The sequence below is a fragment of the Bdellovibrionales bacterium genome (assembly GCA_016716765.1).
GTDB lineage: Bacteria > Bdellovibrionota > Bdellovibrionia > Bdellovibrionales > UBA1609 > JADJVA01.
In genome coordinates, this window is record JADJVA010000020.1 from 827,509 (window position 1) to 845,091 (window position 17,583).

The 17,583-nt window shown below is 46.0% G+C and carries 17 protein-coding genes; 4 read left to right on the top strand and 13 right to left on the bottom strand.

Features of this window, described 5'->3' with window-relative positions; all coding sequences use genetic code 11:
- The first annotated feature begins 43 nt into the window (after positions 1-43).
- From IPL83_12550 to IPL83_12560, 3 genes are all read left to right on the top strand, one after another.
- On the top strand, positions 44-859 hold the full coding sequence (locus tag IPL83_12550) for a hypothetical protein (GenBank protein ID MBK9039972.1): 816 nt from the start codon (positions 44-46) through the stop codon (positions 857-859).
- Complete coding sequence (locus tag IPL83_12555; protein MBK9039973.1) at positions 847-1,581, top strand: hypothetical protein; 735 nt, start codon at positions 847-849, stop codon at positions 1,579-1,581. Before IPL83_12550 ends, IPL83_12555 begins: the two co-directional genes overlap by 13 nt.
- A gap of 134 nt (positions 1,582-1,715) precedes the next feature.
- Positions 1,716-2,030 carry a hypothetical protein gene (locus tag IPL83_12560; protein ID MBK9039974.1) on the top strand — a complete coding sequence of 105 codons (315 nt, stop codon included), beginning with the start codon at positions 1,716-1,718 and terminating at the stop codon, positions 2,028-2,030.
- 32 nt (positions 2,031-2,062) lie between these two features.
- Here the strand turns inward: IPL83_12560 and IPL83_12565 are convergent, their stop codons facing one another.
- The 11 genes from IPL83_12565 to IPL83_12615 form a co-directional block, all read right to left on the bottom strand.
- Positions 2,063-3,886 carry a hypothetical protein gene (locus IPL83_12565; GenBank protein MBK9039975.1) on the bottom strand — a complete coding sequence of 608 codons (1,824 nt, stop codon included), beginning with the start codon at positions 3,884-3,886 and terminating at the stop codon, positions 2,063-2,065.
- A gap of 107 nt (positions 3,887-3,993) precedes the next feature.
- A complete protein-coding gene (locus IPL83_12570; GenBank protein MBK9039976.1) occupies positions 3,994-4,605 on the bottom strand; it encodes a hypothetical protein in 612 nt (203 codons plus the stop codon).
- Positions 4,565-5,392 carry a hypothetical protein gene (locus IPL83_12575; GenBank protein ID MBK9039977.1) on the bottom strand — a complete coding sequence of 276 codons (828 nt, stop codon included), beginning with the start codon at positions 5,390-5,392 and terminating at the stop codon, positions 4,565-4,567. The genes IPL83_12570 and IPL83_12575 overlap by 41 nt, the downstream gene beginning before the upstream one ends.
- Before the next feature lie 55 nt (positions 5,393-5,447).
- On the bottom strand, positions 5,448-6,413 hold the full coding sequence (locus IPL83_12580; protein MBK9039978.1) for a hypothetical protein: 966 nt from the start codon (positions 6,411-6,413) through the stop codon (positions 5,448-5,450).
- 60 nt (positions 6,414-6,473) lie between these two features.
- A complete protein-coding gene (locus IPL83_12585; protein MBK9039979.1) occupies positions 6,474-7,286 on the bottom strand; it encodes a DUF429 domain-containing protein in 813 nt (270 codons plus the stop codon).
- A gap of 16 nt (positions 7,287-7,302) precedes the next feature.
- Positions 7,303-8,292: a galactokinase gene (locus IPL83_12590; GenBank protein MBK9039980.1), complete on the bottom strand. Its 990-nt coding sequence runs from the start codon at positions 8,290-8,292 to the stop codon at positions 7,303-7,305.
- Positions 8,293-8,303: 11 nt separating this feature from the next.
- Positions 8,304-9,791 carry a DUF4340 domain-containing protein gene (locus IPL83_12595; protein ID MBK9039981.1) on the bottom strand — a complete coding sequence of 496 codons (1,488 nt, stop codon included), beginning with the start codon at positions 9,789-9,791 and terminating at the stop codon, positions 8,304-8,306.
- Positions 9,788-11,395: a GldG family protein gene (locus IPL83_12600; protein MBK9039982.1), complete on the bottom strand. Its 1,608-nt coding sequence runs from the start codon at positions 11,393-11,395 to the stop codon at positions 9,788-9,790. The genes IPL83_12595 and IPL83_12600 overlap by 4 nt, the downstream gene beginning before the upstream one ends.
- Before the next feature lie 6 nt (positions 11,396-11,401).
- Positions 11,402-12,163 (bottom strand): ABC transporter permease subunit, encoded by a 762-nt coding sequence (locus tag IPL83_12605; protein MBK9039983.1) that lies wholly within the window; start codon positions 12,161-12,163, stop codon positions 11,402-11,404.
- Positions 12,160-13,107 (bottom strand): ATP-binding cassette domain-containing protein, encoded by a 948-nt coding sequence (locus tag IPL83_12610; protein ID MBK9039984.1) that lies wholly within the window; start codon positions 13,105-13,107, stop codon positions 12,160-12,162. Before IPL83_12610 ends, IPL83_12605 begins: the two co-directional genes overlap by 4 nt.
- 103 nt (positions 13,108-13,210) lie before the next feature.
- The gene (locus tag IPL83_12615) at positions 13,211-14,563 is read right to left on the bottom strand and encodes a hypothetical protein (protein ID MBK9039985.1); all 1,353 of its coding nucleotides are present in this window, start codon (positions 14,561-14,563) and stop codon (positions 13,211-13,213) included.
- Between the two features lie 122 nt (positions 14,564-14,685).
- Here IPL83_12615 and IPL83_12620 point away from each other — a divergent pair, with 122 nt between their 5' ends.
- A complete protein-coding gene (locus IPL83_12620; protein MBK9039986.1) occupies positions 14,686-14,958 on the top strand; it encodes a hypothetical protein in 273 nt (90 codons plus the stop codon).
- 15 nt (positions 14,959-14,973) lie between these two features.
- Here IPL83_12620 and IPL83_12625 read toward each other — a convergent pair whose 3' ends face one another.
- On the bottom strand, positions 14,974-16,881 hold the full coding sequence (locus tag IPL83_12625; protein ID MBK9039987.1) for a hypothetical protein: 1,908 nt from the start codon (positions 16,879-16,881) through the stop codon (positions 14,974-14,976).
- A complete protein-coding gene (locus IPL83_12630) occupies positions 16,878-17,387 on the bottom strand; it encodes a hypothetical protein (protein ID MBK9039988.1) in 510 nt (169 codons plus the stop codon). Before IPL83_12630 ends, IPL83_12625 begins: the two co-directional genes overlap by 4 nt.
- Between the last annotated feature and the right edge of the window lie 196 nt (positions 17,388-17,583).

The following is a 17,583-nucleotide window of genomic DNA, read 5'->3' on the forward strand; positions in this document are numbered from 1 at the left end:
TTGTCCAGTCGACTACTTCCCAAATTCATGGTAACCGAGACGGATGAAGTTTCGGCCTCTTTTGCAATGCGATAATAACTGGGCTTTTCATCCACTTAAAGTTTGGAGCCCTGCGCTACCACTTCTCTGTTGGAAGAGGGAGCTCATTGTCGGATTTGAACATTTCAATACGTCTGCTCACGAAGCTCTCGACATACAAAGTCGCTGTGCGACGCCTTTGGAGGCAGTGAGGGCCTGCCATCCTCATTTGAGTTTGCCCGAGATCGCTCGCCTTTGGAGCCGAATCAGACTCCTTTCTGAGTGGAGGGAGTGCCTCGAACAACTGTGGCCCACCTATCAATTGCGCTGGAATCATGAATTAGAAGTCACTCTCGAGAAATTGGTTCTGGCTCCCCGGGCCTTTCAGGACTGGTGCTCCCAAAAGCAAGTTGGCGCCCAAGATCTTTCTCCTTTGCGTTCGGTGTCAAATCCTGAAACCTTTGCACCCGTGCTCCTGGCAATAGGGAACTCTGTTCTCTCAAAAAATTTGGGAATCCAAGTTTTAGAGTGGACCGTCGAGTTGGCCCTCATGGATGTGCCTGTGGAAGATCTCATGCCAAAAGCTGAAGTTGATTGGGCTTCTTCGCTCAAAGCAATGAGATATCCAAAGGTGATGGCAAAAGACCAGGAAAAGCACCGCCAAGTGCGTGAGCTCCCTTGGCCCAACCGAACTCAGGCCCAGTGGATCCGCCAAGGAGATCGGGGATTCCTTGAAGTTAAGCTGCACATCGAATCGCAACAGGACTTTCATCGAAAAATCGAAGGCCTTTCGACGATCGAGAAGCGGTTGAACGGAATGGAAGCTCTATGGAAAACCTAAGACCTCGCCAACAAATCATCGAACATTTTGAGAAAGTTTATATCCACAACGACTCCTGGGGCTCTGAGGTTGCTCAGCGAGCGATTCAATTTTTTCCTGAAGCAAAAATTGAAAGGGTCTTCTCGACTCCTCACAAACAGCTCGTCGGAAATCACCTCTCGAGTGAAGAGTTTGATCGCAGCAAAAAAATCATGTACATTCATGAATTCAAAGGGCGATTTTTCAAACGTTGCCCCGGAGCAAAACCAGGACTGGCCTGTTGCAATTACTTCGTTCTCAACCTTGGCCTTCAATGTGACATGAATTGCACCTATTGTTATCTCCAAAGTTATATCAACACTCCGGTCTTGTCTGTTTATTCAAATATCGAACAATCCATTGCCGAACTCGAAGATTTTGCCAAAGCACAGGCCCAAGCAAAAATTCGCATTGGAACTGGTGAAACGACCGACAGCCTCAGCCTTGACGACTTAACTCTTTACTCGCGTAAATTGATCAAATTCTTTCGAAGTGTTCCGAATTGGCGTTTGGAGTTAAAAACCAAGTCAAATAAAGTTGATCAGTTTTTAGATTTAGAACACGAGAGAAATATCATTGTCAGTTGGTCGTTAAATCCACAGCCCATCATTGACAGTGAGGAGTTCGATACCGCCAGTTTGATTGAGCGGCTTGAGGCAGCTCGCAAGTGCCGTGATAAGGATTATTTAATAGGCTTCACCTAGATCCTTTGATTTGGCACCCTGAATGGAAGAACAATTACAGTGAGCTCGTTAAAACCATAGCCAGATATTTTGAGCCCCACGAAGTATTGAGCTTGTCACTTGGAGCTCTGCGGTTTCAGCCTGAGCAAAGGCATATGATGCGCGAACGGTTTGGGGCAAAATCACATGTGACCCGAGCTGAAATGTTTCGAAGCGAAGATGGAAAATACAGATACGATCAGGACTTGCGACGTGAGATGTTTGACTTTCTCTTAAGCCAATTTCGGCAACTGGGATCGTGGAACGTGTTTCTCTGTATGGAAACCCGAGAGAGCTGGATGGGAGCCATGACAGGACTTCCAAAATCAGTCCCAGGCCTTGACGAGTATTTTGATCATCGACCTTTGATCGCATTTCGTGATCACCAAAAGGGAGGAGCGTCGAAGCAATTATCTCAAGGGCCAAATTAGAAATAGACGAATATATCTATTCATCTGAGGATCTATTCATCTGAAGCGCCCTTTTCCGATTCAACTTCAATGGAAACTCGTTTGTTGTGACTCATTAATTCCTCCGTAAATTCGCTAAGGAAATCAACCCGGCTTTCCTTTGAAGTTGTAAATGGATTCATCAAGACAGCTCTGAGGCAGACCAACTTGTCATCGTCAGCTTGAATCTGCTGGTCGATGAGAATCTTATCGATCAACCTCGTGTAGGAAGACCTCTTCATCGTCGTTTTAGAGACAGAAAAAGTTGGACTCAACACAAATTTTTCAAAAACACGGAGAGTGCGATCATTTACTATCGACAATTTTTCGCCCTTGCGACCAAGGCTAAAACAAACCAAATTCAAATCGTGCGAGGGAACTATGATGACCTCTTCCTTCAAAGTCTCCAACAATTGTAAAAGACGATTCCTCCCTCGAATTCCCTTCTCCAAAATCCGACCATACCCATCTGCATTTAACGGAAGTGTCCGATTGGCCATCCAAGTGGCTGCCGCCCCTGTGGCTGCACGCGATCCCTCTATCGTGTAGGCCCATCGATCTGCCTTATACCCCATCAAGTAGGGAGCAGAAAATGATTTCACTTGATAGTGGTGCAAGTCCTTTGTCAAAATAGCGCCACAGGCGTAAGGCACATAACCCAGCTTGTGAGGATCGATAGTAATGGAGTGAACTCGCCCCAGAGCGTAAATGGCTTCAGCTGTGTTAGAGTTTAAACTCAGACCTTGTTCTGAACCCTCTGACATCGTAGCAAAATATCCGCCATATGCTGCGTCAACGTGATGCCATATATCTACACCCAGGCGATCTTTCAGATCGTCTAGAAAATCTTGAACCTGATCGACGGGATCAACGGCACCAAGTTCAGTGGTACCAAGTATGGAAACGATTCCAAGAAGGGGCTGTTCGTTCGAAATAGAAGAAGAAATGATTTCCCTGAGATCCGTGATGCTCATACGTCCACCACTATCAAGTGGCACTTCCACAAGCGATGAAGCTCCGAGGCCCAACATCGATATTATTTTTGGCCAGGAAAAATGACGGTTCGCTGGGACGACAATCAAGGGCGTTTGAAAGGATCTCCCTGTCACGCGAAGAAAAATTTCTTGGAATTTCCATGGACCTTGTTCCAACAAACTGTATCCACTCAAATCAACTGCCCGTCCGTCGCTCTGTGGCCACACTTTTTCCAATTCACTCCATCCCAAAGACCAGGAATAACTGGATTTATTTTGAGTGAAAGCTCCGCTCTCCATGAGATACAAACCCAATGCCATGTTCCGATCTAAACGAAACAAAGCCCGCCACATCGATTCCAGATTTGCAAGGGTCCCGCCGGAGGTAAAATGTCCCTGACCTTGTTTGATATTAAATCCAACCATCTTAAGCAAATCACCAATGGCTTCGGTTTCTAATTCGATGCCAATTTTTGAGGATTCCCTTGAGGTATTGTTTGCATTATGCAAAAGAGCCGTCACATGACCCAATAGGGCTGGCATTGATGTCTCTGAAACCATGTGTCCGAGATAACGGGGAGTAAATTTGGGTGTTTCTCCCTCCAACAAATGAAACAATCGATCGACATAGACATCAATTTCTGATTGTGATTTTCGAAATTGACTCTCTCTCTGATCGTCCTTGGATATGACAGGACCATCCTCAGGAAATAAATCCCTTCTCCACTCTATCCAACGAGCCAGAATCTCTTGCCACTCTTTAAGAAACCAGGGTCCATTCTCAGCCTGTGCACCCAAAAAAAGAGCCTTGAACGCAATATCCCTTGGATCACACTTCTTATTTATAGGACCAATATCGGACATCGAATCCCCACTGCTTTCTGCAAAGAAAATTTTCCCTGTTCGCGATTATCTCTTCGGGCCACAAAGTAATCAACTTCAATCGAATGGCCCAAAATAATGACTTATTCTTAGCGCGATGAATTCTCGCCGCTGCCACCGAACTCCCACATAAGACCAAGCCCAATGTAGAGACTTTTTCCAGGGCTCAGATTGAGTTTACAATCGCCTCTTAGAAAGAGATCGACTGCTAATTTCTGAAGAACTCCAAAGCCAACATGACTGCCTCCCTTAAATGCAAAATCAAACTCCCCCTCTTCGCTCTCTTTTCTCTTATAATAGTTTCCGTCCAATCCGAGAGTGAAGTAGGCTTGCACAGCCATCGCGACTTCATAATCAATTCTAAGACCAACTGAAAAGTTATAAAAAGTAACACCCTTGGCATTGACAGAAAAAATGCTGTATTCAACCTGGGAAACCTCGGAGGGATGGCTAAACCAGAGGCCCCAAGCAGGATAGGTATCCACGACTCCGGCAACTTTAAATGGGAGGAGGGGCCCCAATCCAGCGCCGATATAGTAGCTTTTGTTATCTGGATATCGAACATTCTCTTGAGCGAGAGAAGACTGAAAATCGAGAAAAAGAAATGCCACACAAGCAGAGACTAGGACCAAATGGAAAGTCGAGCGAGCTTTTGATATTTTAAAAATAGAGTTGAACACCAAACTCCGATCCCTTTCCATTTGTCACCATTTCGGAGGCCGCGGGCGGAATTTGTATCGATGATTCCTCTACAATATTTCCGTAGAGTTTCAAAAATCCCAACTCAATAAATAGTCCATATTTGAAAATTGAATTTTCAATTTTGGTCAAACTCTTGTTGGTCACTGGCAGTTCTTTGCGATAGTGAGACTCCAAACCAAAAAAATCAAACAAATAGAGCGTCGTGCTGACTCCCGCAACCTGCTGCTTCTCAATTGCCTCAAGTGGATCTTGAGAGATAAATTCCCGAAGTCCATAATGAAGTGTCAATTGCGATGCTTGAAGACTAGTTCCTATGACTCGCAAATTGAAAAGAGCACTGATAGAGGCAGAATCCGCATCTGGCTTTCTGTATTCAGCTGTGAATCCGATGATTCGATAGTAAACCGAGATTTCTCCCTCAAGGGACTGTGTGTTTGAAATTAGGCCTGGTATTGTGTTTGTCTCGCTCCTATGACTTCCACGATTCCCTCCAAGAGAAAATTCAAAATCTAAGGGTGCTGTATTCATGGCAAGCCAATAATTCATCCATTGAATTTTTTGTTTCTGGCTGAGCCAACCTTCAATCGTCCATCGACTTGATTCTTTCTTTTTTTGAACTTCCTCAATACTTCCAAAGCCCGAGGAAAAGGAAGGTGAGGACCCATAGGCAAATGCGGATGAGTGACTAATTATGCAAAGGCCAATCAGAAGAATGAGGAAATAGAAAACAACAGGACCTCGAAACAGACGAGCACCAAGTTTAATAAGGCAAAGTTTCAATCTCACTGAATTACCCATTTGAAAAAAGAACCCATTAAATTAAAATTGCAATCGCAAAATTCTAAAATGCCAAAATCAAAAAAGCTGCTAAATTGAGCACAAATGAAACAGCCATCAGCAACGGCTTCTTCTCCGCCTCATCTGGCTTTAGATCAGAGATGCCAGGCACTAACATTTCGGGATAAGGCACTCCTCTTTCTCCGTTTTGGTTCAATCCATAGATATCTCTAAGTCTCTTTGATTCTGTTGGAAGCCGAACAAGAGAGAGCTCACGAATTTCATCAATATTGGTGGCTCGCAGCACTTCAACCACAATAATTTCTCTCGAAATTGAAACCACCCGGCCCTCAGCAAAAATCTCGCTGATGGCTCCATCCAGAAACAAAGGGCGCAGACTATCACTTTTTATTCTCACCATTTGCACCTGATCCCCAATCTCGACGGGGGTATTCTCTCCAATATTTATTTTCACCAAATTTTTCTCTCCCTCAGAGAATACCGACTTACCGATCAGGCCATCCGTAATCACAAAGCCCTGATAAGGGACAGAAGCAATGAAGTCTAAAACTAGCTTTTTTGTCGAGCTCACAATTTGTTTGGCAACTGGGATTGAGGCATGCAGTTGAAACTCCTTGTGCCAGAGGCTTCGGCCGTACTGGCCCTCATAGATGCGCATGTGCAATATTTTATCTTTCAAGTACGTGACAACCAAAGCGTCAGCATCAAGAAGTCTTCCTAGAATGATGGCATCCGCAGGCGATAGTTCCCCTCGACTCTGAAAAACGTCCTTTTGGACCAAGTAATTCTTGCTGGCCACAAGAAATCGCTTATTTTCTGTTAAGGTTTCTCGCATTTTCCACCAAGCCTCTTCCGCCGCCTCAGTCAAAAGGGACTCTGTCTTGAGGGGAAATACCGTGATTCTGCGAATGACTTTGTGATCGATTGCTTCCGATGAAGAATTTTGAGCAATTGCCGAAGAGAAAGAGAGCATTATCAAAATAGGAAAAAAGATCTTTGATATTCCCATTCTCCCATCATACTTTTATAAAATAAATTAGACAGCCTTGGTCCTTCGCCTCACGACCTTTTACCAGTGAATTTTTTCTTTGGGATATTCGATCCAGGCATCAGCTTTTGGAAATCCCTTGGGCCTTGGCTCCGTCTGGCCTTTGTATTTGAGAACTGCTGTCAAAGCGCACACAAAGGCATCAAAGGCTGGAGCAAACTCGATCATTGTCTTGGCATCCTGCTCATAAATAAAAGCAATGTCCATTTTTATGAGCTGATCAATGATCGCCTCACGACTTTCCTCCCCCCCAACCGAATGCTTGTGAAAACGAAGGTGAGACTTAGCAAGACCCAAAGTACGCCCAATTCTCCACAAAGAGAGCTTTGGATAAACCTCGATCATCGGAATCGAAAGTCTTCTTTGCAAAAATAGCGCTCGAGCCGTCAAGGGAGCCATATTGGAGCCCAGAGCATGGGGCGGATGGAACTCCTCTTCAAGACCTGAGGAAATATAAAGTTCAGCACATCTCTCCGTATAGGGAGTAAAGAGTTTAGCGGGACGCTTGCGCTGATTCTTCTCACGATAGAACTTCCACATCCACTTGATTTCAGGTTCACCACAACTCTCATATCCCGGACATCTCAAGCGACACCGCAAACACTTGGGCAATTTAAGAGGCGTATCGATGGCCAGGAACTCAAGGTGCCTGCCCTCAGACAATAGTTTTATCAGAAGATGATCGGCAGAAAGTTCCTTTTCAGATTTGATCCTTGAAAAAAGTTGGCTCAGAAAAATCTTATTGTGATCTTGATAGTATTCGACAAATGCCAAACAGCTCTTGTCCGTTTTGCCCCCTCCAAGCGCAAGGCCAGAAAAATGATGAGCTTTCATAAGGAGACTGAGCCCTTCAGATTTTGTAAAGATTCAGAGGCAAAATTTGAAATCCTGATTTTAGGCACGCAGAATCTACCTTTCCCTTTTTACTCGGTTGAGACCAAACGGCCACGCAACCTCCTCCTCCGGCTCCACAAATCTTCACAGACTGAGCTCCCGCCGATAAAACAAGAGCCTTCAACTCTTCAATGCGAGGGCTCGAGAAGTAGGGAGTGAGAGCAACTCTCCAGCGAAACTCCTCGTCAAATAGTCGTGGTATGTCCTGCCAATCTCCTTGCAAAATGGATTTCATCATCGCGTGAGAAACTCGTCCTATTTCGCGCAGTGACTTTAGAACGTCCCTGTCTCCTTCAATAACGGCCTTGATCACTTGCCAGTTGTTAAGCCCACTGTGATGCGGAACCCCCGTGTAAACCAAAGTCATATGCTCTTCAAAAAGACTCTTAGGTATGGGTCTCGTCTCGATGCGCGGCCCATCAGCTGTATAATGAATAAAGTGGAGACCTGACTCAACGGCCGGAAAATAGTCCTGAGTTCCTGTCGGCGAATTGATGAGCTTTGACTCAAGATTGTGCGCCACTTCCACCATTTCAAGAGTTGCCCAAGAGCGACCAATCCACTTGCCAAAAGCCTTTAAAATCGAGACCGTCAGACTTGAACTCCCACCTAGACCAGCTCCCACAGGAGATTCTGATTTTGTATCCAGGCGAAATCCGGAGGGAGGCTTCACATACTCAATGATTCCACGAATAATATCAAAACGCTGATCACCAAAGGCCATAAATTCAGAACCACTTGCAAAAGTTTGCTTGCAGTTCAAATCAGTCAAGTTGACTTCAATCTCGGGCCCCACATGAGGAACGAGCCTGACTTGACTACAAAGCCCCAAGGAAAAATTAATTGTAACACAATGAGGTGCCACCAGGTTGTAAAGCGGCCAGCAGTCAAGTGTGCCGCCAGCCAAGTCGACCCGTGTTGGTGATACGACCTCAATTGTCTCCAAAGCTAAAAACCTTATTCTTTCTTTTTTTCGCCTTCAGGAGAGGTGCCCTGAGACGCTTTTGGAGGTGAAGACGAATTCCCTATTGCAGCATCCATAGCTGACGTCGGAGCTGGATCGGCTGCCTTTTTGATGTCCCTCAACAATGTTTGTCTGGGCAACTCGTTGATCTTTCCAACAGAAACTCCAAGCAACTCGGAAGCCAAATTGGTTTGCGTGTAATAAAGCTCCTCATCAGGGGCCGAATTTATTTCGCTCTTCGCTTTAAAGGAATCACCCCATGTCATTTCGAAAAGTGGCTTTCCTTCGGTATCCGCCAATTTCAAGGAGTTACTCTCCTTACCAAAACCCTTTTTCTTTTTGTTGCCCAAATAGTAGCGCGCTTCCATCTCTTTCAGTTTGGATAGGAGTCCATCTACGGCCGATTGGTCGACCTCCTTGCCGGAAACTGGCTGCACGGGAGTCCATTGTCCATCCTTTTTTACCAATCGAATATCTGTCAAACTTGTTCGTAAAGACAACTCACCGACCGAATCCGACTTAAACTCAAAGGGAATCTTCTTATTTCGAAGCGCATCAAGATTTTTTGAAAGGCGCTGAACGGTATCCTCGGCCACTTTGTATACAGTTGAACGTCCTGAATAATAGGCAAATCCCTCCTTGCCTAGTTTTGACTTGGAAGCCTTCAGCCACCAATGTGGTCCATCGCCCTTCTCGTTTTCAAGCCACAATTCGATTGCGAGCTGTGGTTTATCTAAACCGTAACGCGCCAACACCTGTGGCGTAGTCTCTTCCTCAACAAAATCCGAAGCGCGGTAATTGGTAATTTCAGAGAGATATCGATCAACTTCATCATCTTTTAAAATAACTGATGGGTCTTTCTCATAAATCCACTTTCCATCACGACGGACAAGTTTAAGTTCAATCCCATCCGGTGAGGAAACGACTCTCAAGCCTTTAGCTAAATCTCCAAAATGATATAATTTCTTGTCACGAATCTCGCTCACCTTCTTAGAAAGCACACTATCAATGTCTGAGGAGCCTATCAAAAGGCGATCTCCGTCGCGCAAATAATTCGAACCATCAAATGCCTTTTCTGATCCAATCTGATAGCTGCTTTTCACTCCCTTTGTCGATATAACCTCAACTTTGAGTCTTGGCACCTCAAGGCCGTAGTCAGCCCACTTCTGATTCTTTTCTTCCAATACCTTGGCACTTTGATTGACAATAGAATTCAAAAAACTCGTCGCACTGAAACCGTCCGTCCTATCCTCAACCGGAGCCTTGAGTACGAGAGCGTCTCCCTGGCGCACTAAGTGGAGATTGCCATCGGGCCTCGTGATCTGCAGCTCCTGTACATCCTTTTCATCAATTTTAAAAATTCGGTCCAGTGAGGCCTCAGCCGTCTTAACCTCTTCGCTTCTCTTCATTTCAAAGATAGCGTAAGCTAAAAGGCCCGCCACTATGACCGCAAAAATCAGAGTTGAACGAAAGGACTTCATGCGCCCCTCCTACGAAACCAAACAACCCCACTGGAAGTCAATAGACCCAAGGGCAGGAGCAAGCCTAACAAAACCACAATGACCCTTGTTGTTGGAGACATTACCAACTGAGTGCCTTCGGCCTTCTTGGGACGAACACTGATCAGATCCGCTTCCTTTGCCAAATAGGCGACCGAATTCAAAACCAAATCCCGATTGATCCCCTGAACGATCCAGCCATTCGTTAAGAACTCACTGTCTCCAAAAACAACGGCCGCAAAGTTATCTCCGGCGCTCGGCGAATGAGGATCACCATCGGCAGCTGGAGCAGGTTCTCCTCCGTTTAGCCGACCTTCTGACGACACAGCTACGGCATAAGGCTGCCTCTGGCTCGATGGTTTATTTGGCTTTGTGATGTCAGTCACAACATAACTGGCTTCGTTCGTTTTAACCAACTCTTTGACCTTTAAAGCCGAAGAAGCGTCAGGGGCCTTTCTGACTTCACTTGCTAACGGGAAGGCCGTAAAATTGTTTCCGGATCGAAACGCCTTTGTGATGTCACTGTCCCGGTCAAACAGAACCCCTAGAGCTTCCCCCGCATCTCTCTGTGCAAGGAAATTGAATTCATTCACCAAATAATTATTTGCAAACTCGATCCCAAAGGTCTTTACCAATTGGGCTATATTGCTATTGCTCCCCGGATCGGCGGCTACTAAAAACCTCCCTCCCTTTCGGGCAAAATTTCTCAAAATATCCATCTCTCGATCAAGAATCTGAGAGGTGGGCCCAAGGATAGCCAAGATTCCGGCATCCGCTGGCATTTCCGCTCGATCAACGAGATTCAAGGTTTCAACCTGAAATGAAGAATCCTCTAAGCCCTGTTTTAAAAGAGTCAAGCCAGAGTCCTGAACCTGCTGTTGCTCATGACCTGCCTGCTCTTGAGTGAAATCCTTTTCTCCGTGACCAGTTAAAAAATAGACCTTTTTCTTATCAGTTCTGGTGGCTTTGATGATCGCCGTTGTCACCTGCTCTTCTTGAAGTGGCTGCTGAGCGCGAATCTTACGACCTTGGTATTCAGCGAATAACACGAGACCTGGCTCCCCCTTAATGTCTTTCAGGTATTTTTGAGCTTCGAGATGTTCACGATAGGCATCGACGAAACGGACCTGTACCTTGGGAGAAACGTCCTGGTACATGGCCAAAAGTTCCTTCATCTGGGCCTTTGGTTCCTGATCCTGCATCCCCCGATAAAAAACGACGATCCCGAGATTCTCCTTGAGATCCCCAATCACTTTGCCCGACTGATCTGAAAGCGAGTTCAACTTCTCACTGGTTAAATCAAATGATTTATTAAACCGCACACTGATCATATTCACAGCAGCCAAAAGGGCGACCACCAAAATGATCAGGACTCCCATGTTCATTCCGTGCTTCGTGGTCCTCAGAGTGAAAAACTCCAAATAGAACTTCCAGTCAAGGGCCAAGGCCAATCCGAAACTGACAACTAATACCGCAAGGGGAACGTAAAGAAAATTGGCCCATCCGCCTAAAATAAAGCGTACGGCAACTAAAATTAAAACCGACAATCCACAGAGCAACCAAGAAATTTTTGCCCAACGACTCATATCCCACTACCTCCAACGAGAAGATTCGACAACACGTTCAGAAAGAAAAACAAAAAAAGCCAGAGTGCTCACAAAAAACGTCAGTGAGCTAATACGCAAAGTTCCCTTGAGAAAGGAAACAAACTGCTGAGGAACTGAAATGTGTTCCATCACCGCTGTCAATGTGGCCTGATCCGATATCTCGGCAGCCTGACCCAAGAACCACAAGGACAGATTGAGGATAAGCGCCAGAATAACAGCAAGGACGACTGACTCAGTCACCGAACTGGCAAAGAGCCCAATGGCCACATATATTCCCGTTACCAAAGCCATACCCAGGTACGAAGTAAACAATGGCCCGAGTGAGAAATTCGAAATAAAAAAGGTCCCTAGGGGATATATAAACGACAGACTCAACAAAACCAAGCCGGCCGCAAAACCAGCCAAAAACTTTCCAATGGCAATCTGAGCTGCCGTAATTGGAACTGTTAAGAGCAAATCATAGGTCCTCATTTTCTTCTCTTCGGCCAACAACCTCATCGTCAAGGCTGGAATTGCGAATATCAGGATAATATTAGCGCGAGCAATGTGTGAAGCAAACAAAGTCTGGTGAATATTCAAGCCACCAGACTGAAAGGCCCTCTGAGCAACCTTTTCGAATTGAAAAATTTGTGGCAAATAATTGTAGCTCCAAATGCACGCACACAAGCCAGAAACGGTTAAAAACATGGGACTCGTTACGAGAACTCGAAAATCCTTCCATGCTACCGTCAAGGTTCCACGAATCATTGCACACCTCCCTGAATTCCGTCTTCAATACGATCGGAAGTTAACTGGATAAAAATATCCTCAAGATCCATGCTCATGACCTTCATTTCAAGCAGCCCAACCCCATCAGTCACCAAGCGGTGAGCTATCGCCTCGGTTGTCTCTTCACGTCCGTCAAAATCAACCTGCAAAAGATTTCCCTCGACCTTCACGTGAGATACACCTGCGACCGCCTTTAAAGACTTTTCTGTTGCAGCTGAGGCTCGTCGGATCCTAATAACAAGCTTCTGTCCTCCGGACATTCTTTTCGAAAGACCCGCCATAGAATCTTCAGCAACAATCCTGCCACGATTAATAATGATGATGCGCTCGCAATTGGCTTGAACCTCAGGAAGAATATGAGTTGATAACACAATGGTGTGTTGTCCCTTGAGGCCATAGATCAATTTGCGCATCTCTGCAACCTGCTTGGGATCAAGACCCACCGTCGGTTCATCCAAAATGAGAATTTCTGGATCAGAAACCAAGGCCTGAGCCAATCCAACCCTTTGTTTAAAGCCTTTCGATAGATTTTGTATCAAGCGATTACGAACATCTTGCAAGTTTGTCTTTTCGAGTGCCGCATCAACCATACTCTTTAGCTTCGAAGATTCAACGCCGCGAAGTCGAGCCACATATTGCAGATAGTCCCTCACAAACATATCGCCATAGACGGGGGGAGTTTCCGGCAAATACCCAATACGCCGTTTCACTTCGAGGGGGCATTCGAACACATCGTAATCAGCAACTTTGACAGACCCGGAGGATGGCGCCATATATCCCGTAATGATTTTCATAGTCGTAGACTTACCAGCTCCATTCGGCCCCAGAAAACCGACAACCTCACCCTTCGCGATGGAAAAATTTAAGCGGTCGATGGCCGTGCGATCGCCATAGACCTTCGAAAGATCTCGCACTTCGATCATAAATTCACTCTCCTGGTTTGAAACCTTGGAGTAGATCCTAAACAAATCGTTTGTCCAGTCAAGTTGTGTGTTTGTCGCGTTGCAGGCCTAAAAAATTCACTAACTACTGAAACACGATCTCCAGATGGCGCGCATTTCTATAGGTCACTCTTCCGAGAGTATCACCCTTGATCGGTCGCACATAGCGACATTCTGCCACCGCCACAGCCAATTTCTCTCCCTTTCTCTCTGAGGCCTTGGCTCCAAAATTCTCCTGAGCAATCCACTGCGCTGCCTCTTTGAGGAAGACATCTGTGACAACCTCTTCCTTGTTTCGATGAACAATGCAGAAACTGCCGGGAAAATCCCTCAAGTGAAGCCATAGATCCCAAGCTCTCGCCTTTCTCAGTAGACTCAAATTGTCTCGCGCGGATCGCCCGACATAAGCTAACCACCGATTTCCAACTTGGCGTTTTCGAACTCTTATTCTTTCGCTACCAGGCTCTTTGAGATTCCTGTTGCTGTTGCCTTTTCCATTTAAGGGTCTATTTTTCTCTCCCAAAAAGCTTCCCGTATTCCCAGACTCCAACTCCCTTATCTCGCCCACGATTTGAGTTAGCCTCTCTTGAGTCCCTAACAATTTAATTTGTGTTTCCTTTGCCTTTTTGAAACACTTACCAATGTTTTCAGCCAAGGTTTTTTCCTGATCAATAAATTTTACCCATTCTGTAGGGACCGAAAGATTCTGATGAACCTTCAGCCACTCCCCCAACTGCGCCCAGGGGGCCTCCAATTTATTCTCAATCTCGAGGCGAATCTTGGCGACAATCTTTCTTCGCTTTTCAATTTCTAAATTTACCTCTATTTGATTCGCCCCTTGATTCAATGGCTGCTGCTGAGTCAGCAGTGCTTTGTCTTCCAATACTGAATCCCTTCGAGAGTAGCGGATAAAGAGATCGGGGCGATCCTCCACCCATGCTGCTCTTAGCTCTGAGTGACCTCTTTTATTTTGATCGACCACCGCTTCCTCACTGTCAGAAATGACTAAATCCTTAGGCTTGCTCCACCATATTTTTTTATCACCACAGGAAACCCCCACATTTTGCCCGTGCGGAAACAGACGAACCTCCAATTCACAGTTGCCTGCTGCGATCTCATTTCCAAATACAAGCCGGAGAACCCGACCGGCCCCTTCCATCCAATCTACCTTTGCGAGAGAACGATTCAAAGCGTGTGCATGTAGAAAAAGGCTTGTCGGTTTTTTAATTTTTGGAAGATAATGTGGCCTCTCATCCAAGACCGCCACAAAGGGTCGAGTGGCTGCCAAATCGATCCATATCCAGCGTTCTCGTCCTTGGATGTACAGTTCTAGAACAAGATCTTTAGGTCCCGAATAGACTTTTTGCAAACGAGACCCAATCAAAGACCTGAGCATCTCGACAATATCTTTAAATTCTATTAGGTTCAGCGCCTTCATGGTCTGGATTCTACTGTCCAAAGTATTGAACTGACAACAACCCAATATAGGTTCAATTTTTATTTTCCGATAAGCTGAATGAGCAGAAAGACAACCCACACTTATCAAACGGGGCGACAAGAATGCTAAGACCAGAACATGACCTGCTTTATGTCTGTTTGGAAAATCATTTAAATAATTATACTGATGACGCTGAGACAGAAGGAGATCTGATCAATCGAGTCATTGAAGACTTCGCCTGCAGACTCGTCAGCAGAGGTCACATTCCAACCCAATATTTGGCCGATTTCCACCGCGAACTCGAAGAAGAACTCACCGAAATGCTACAAAAGAAAATCTACGGACATTGGGACCTCGCCCACTACCGGCGCGTCAACTCACGGCAGCCTGCTTAAAAGGCGAACGGCCTCCTATTTGGCAATTCGCGGTGGCACTCTTCTCCCCTGTCCCGCTTTAAGATCTCCTCCAGGACGATGAAGTTGCGGACTCCTCGGGCCTACTCGTTTTGTTGATTGTGGAGTAGTCGCCGTTGGTGGTGATGTTTGGCGGGGGGCGATTTTTGGCTTTGAATCTGCCGCTGGCACCGACGGTGGTACTAACTTCTGCGCTGGTTCTGTTCCCCGATTCTTCGCTAGGCCTTTATAGATTTCCAGAAAGCCCGCAGAGACAGAATCCTTAAATCCTTTGGAACAAATTTCCTTCTGTTTTAAAAGCCGAGCATTATCGATTTCGCATAATTTCGCTGAGTCCAGCACTTTTGATCCGGCAGGTTCAGTTGCGGCAGGACAATCTTTAACTTTGCCGACCTTAGCCACACAATCATTGGCGGTAGTTTCAAAATTAATCAGGGAATCAAACCGACGACTGGTCCATGAAGACCCCGAAGTCGAATAGATCAGATTCATCGGGTCACCTTTCCCACCAGTTTCGGCAAATTTATAGAGGCCCGCCGACCTGAGGTTAAAACTGTTGGTCTCACTATTCTCGCCAAACCAAATCTCAGCAACTACTTCTTTGCAATTGCTTATACATCTCATTGAAATTCTGACATCATCAGACGACCCATTGATATCCTTGATATCCATGGTCATCGTTTTCCCCTTGAGAATCTCGTCTTCGAGAGCGACATTCATACCCTCATCTGAACGCTTTTTCAAATCAATGCCATTTCCAGAGATAGCCAAATCAACTCCAAGTTTGGCGGGATTCGAAGTTCGATCAAGGCTTATCTGAAAGAACGGAACTCGGAGAGCAAAAGTGTCATGGTAGTGTAGCTGGAACAGCTCAAGAAAAGCCTTCTTGTCTGCATCACTCAATTTGTTCGAATCTCTGCCAGTCAGAGATGTGTAAACCGCAAGTGAATGCTCAAAATCTCCGCCCATCTGGCTTTTTGGAATAGATGCAATGATTGCCTGGATTCCTTGACGTGCAAAAGCCTTCATTTTATCCCATGTTTCTGAAACAATAAAAGGTGGTTTCGCCTGGAGATTTTGCTCTGGTTTTGGTCGGTCTTTTGGTTTTTTTGGTTCCTCTGGCTTTGCTGGCTCTTCTGGCTTTTTTGGTTCCTCTGGTTTTGGCTGCTCCGATGCATCCGCAAGGTCACTAGGATTCCCGTCAGCAGACGGCCGAGCGGGTTCAGTCGCAGTTCCTTCAGGCTGAGGCGTCGTTGGCACAGGGCTGCTATAGATCACGCCGTACTTTGTCCTGTTCGAAGCCTTCTTCTCACCTTGATCCGCTGGTGTAGGTACAATAGCTGGCTCACCTTCTCCACTTTTGGATGATGATCCTGATGATGGCGCTACCGGATCGGCAGCTTGGGTTGCTGGAGGCTCCCCCTCTGTCTTATCCTGATCGCCAGGCGACGGAGGAGTTTCTGCCTCTTTGTCATCTGACGGAGTCCCTGCTTTGTCGGTAACTGGAGATGGCGGTGGCGGAGCCCCTGTTATATCTTCAGCTGGTGCTGGATCCATTTCGCCAGTTCGATCATCAGAAGTTTGTGACTGGGCCGAATCAGCGCTATCGCCTCCTTGCGTATCTTCAACAGGAGGAATAACCGGAGTTTCTGGATTTGGCGGAACAACCGGTTCAACGATGGTTCGAGCCACTCCCATTTTGTCTGCAACTAGCTTCTTCGCCTCTTCAAATGTTCGAAACCCCGATCCCAACGTGGAAGAAACAAGTTGGCCAGCTCCCGTCGGCCTATCAATTTTAAAGAGAAAACCTGCATGGGTGTTGTCCTTCGATATCAACACTATCAGATTATCGCAACTTTCATAACAAGCGGAACGAAACTCTACACCCTCTGACTCGACTTTCATGTAATTCTTATCCGGGTTAAATTCTCCTGGAGACCGAGGACTGATCTGGCCTCTGATTGAGGACCAATCACAGCAGAAACATTCGATCGCATAAGGCTCTCACCTGCTGCTGATTCAACACTTGAAACAGCGCCATCTCTTTGCACATCAACTGATGAGCCCGCTTTGCCCAGCTCTGCTGAAACTCCAAGAATAATCTCGGCAGCGGATTCTGGCAACAGACGATGAAGTCCCTCAAGATCATTTACCTCAGCTTCACTTTTTTGCATCAATACTTTGGCAATAATCTGGCGGAGACGTACAGTCTTTTGCTCAGGTGCTAATTTCGCAAAGCTACCTGGTCCTGGCTTTCCGGGATCTATACCGAGAGTTGATGTCCCATTTTTCCTGGGTCTAAAACCGCCGTTATTCACGTTTCTTCCGCAGGCTACAATCAGAGATGCCGTAACCACAACCACAGTTGCCAGCTCAATCGAATAAGGCTTTATTGATTTCATTCTCTTCATATACTCTCCCGATTAGCTCAAATTTCTATAATACAAGGCAATGAAGGACCAAAAACGCCCCATGGAGTGAAGCCACGGAGATAATTCTCGCCCACCCAAAATCCGAGCAAAGGTGGTGCCAAAGAAATTGGGGTATGCCGGATACGTCAAACTCTTCGATGATTGATCTCGTCTGTTTTAGACAAGAGGGACAAAC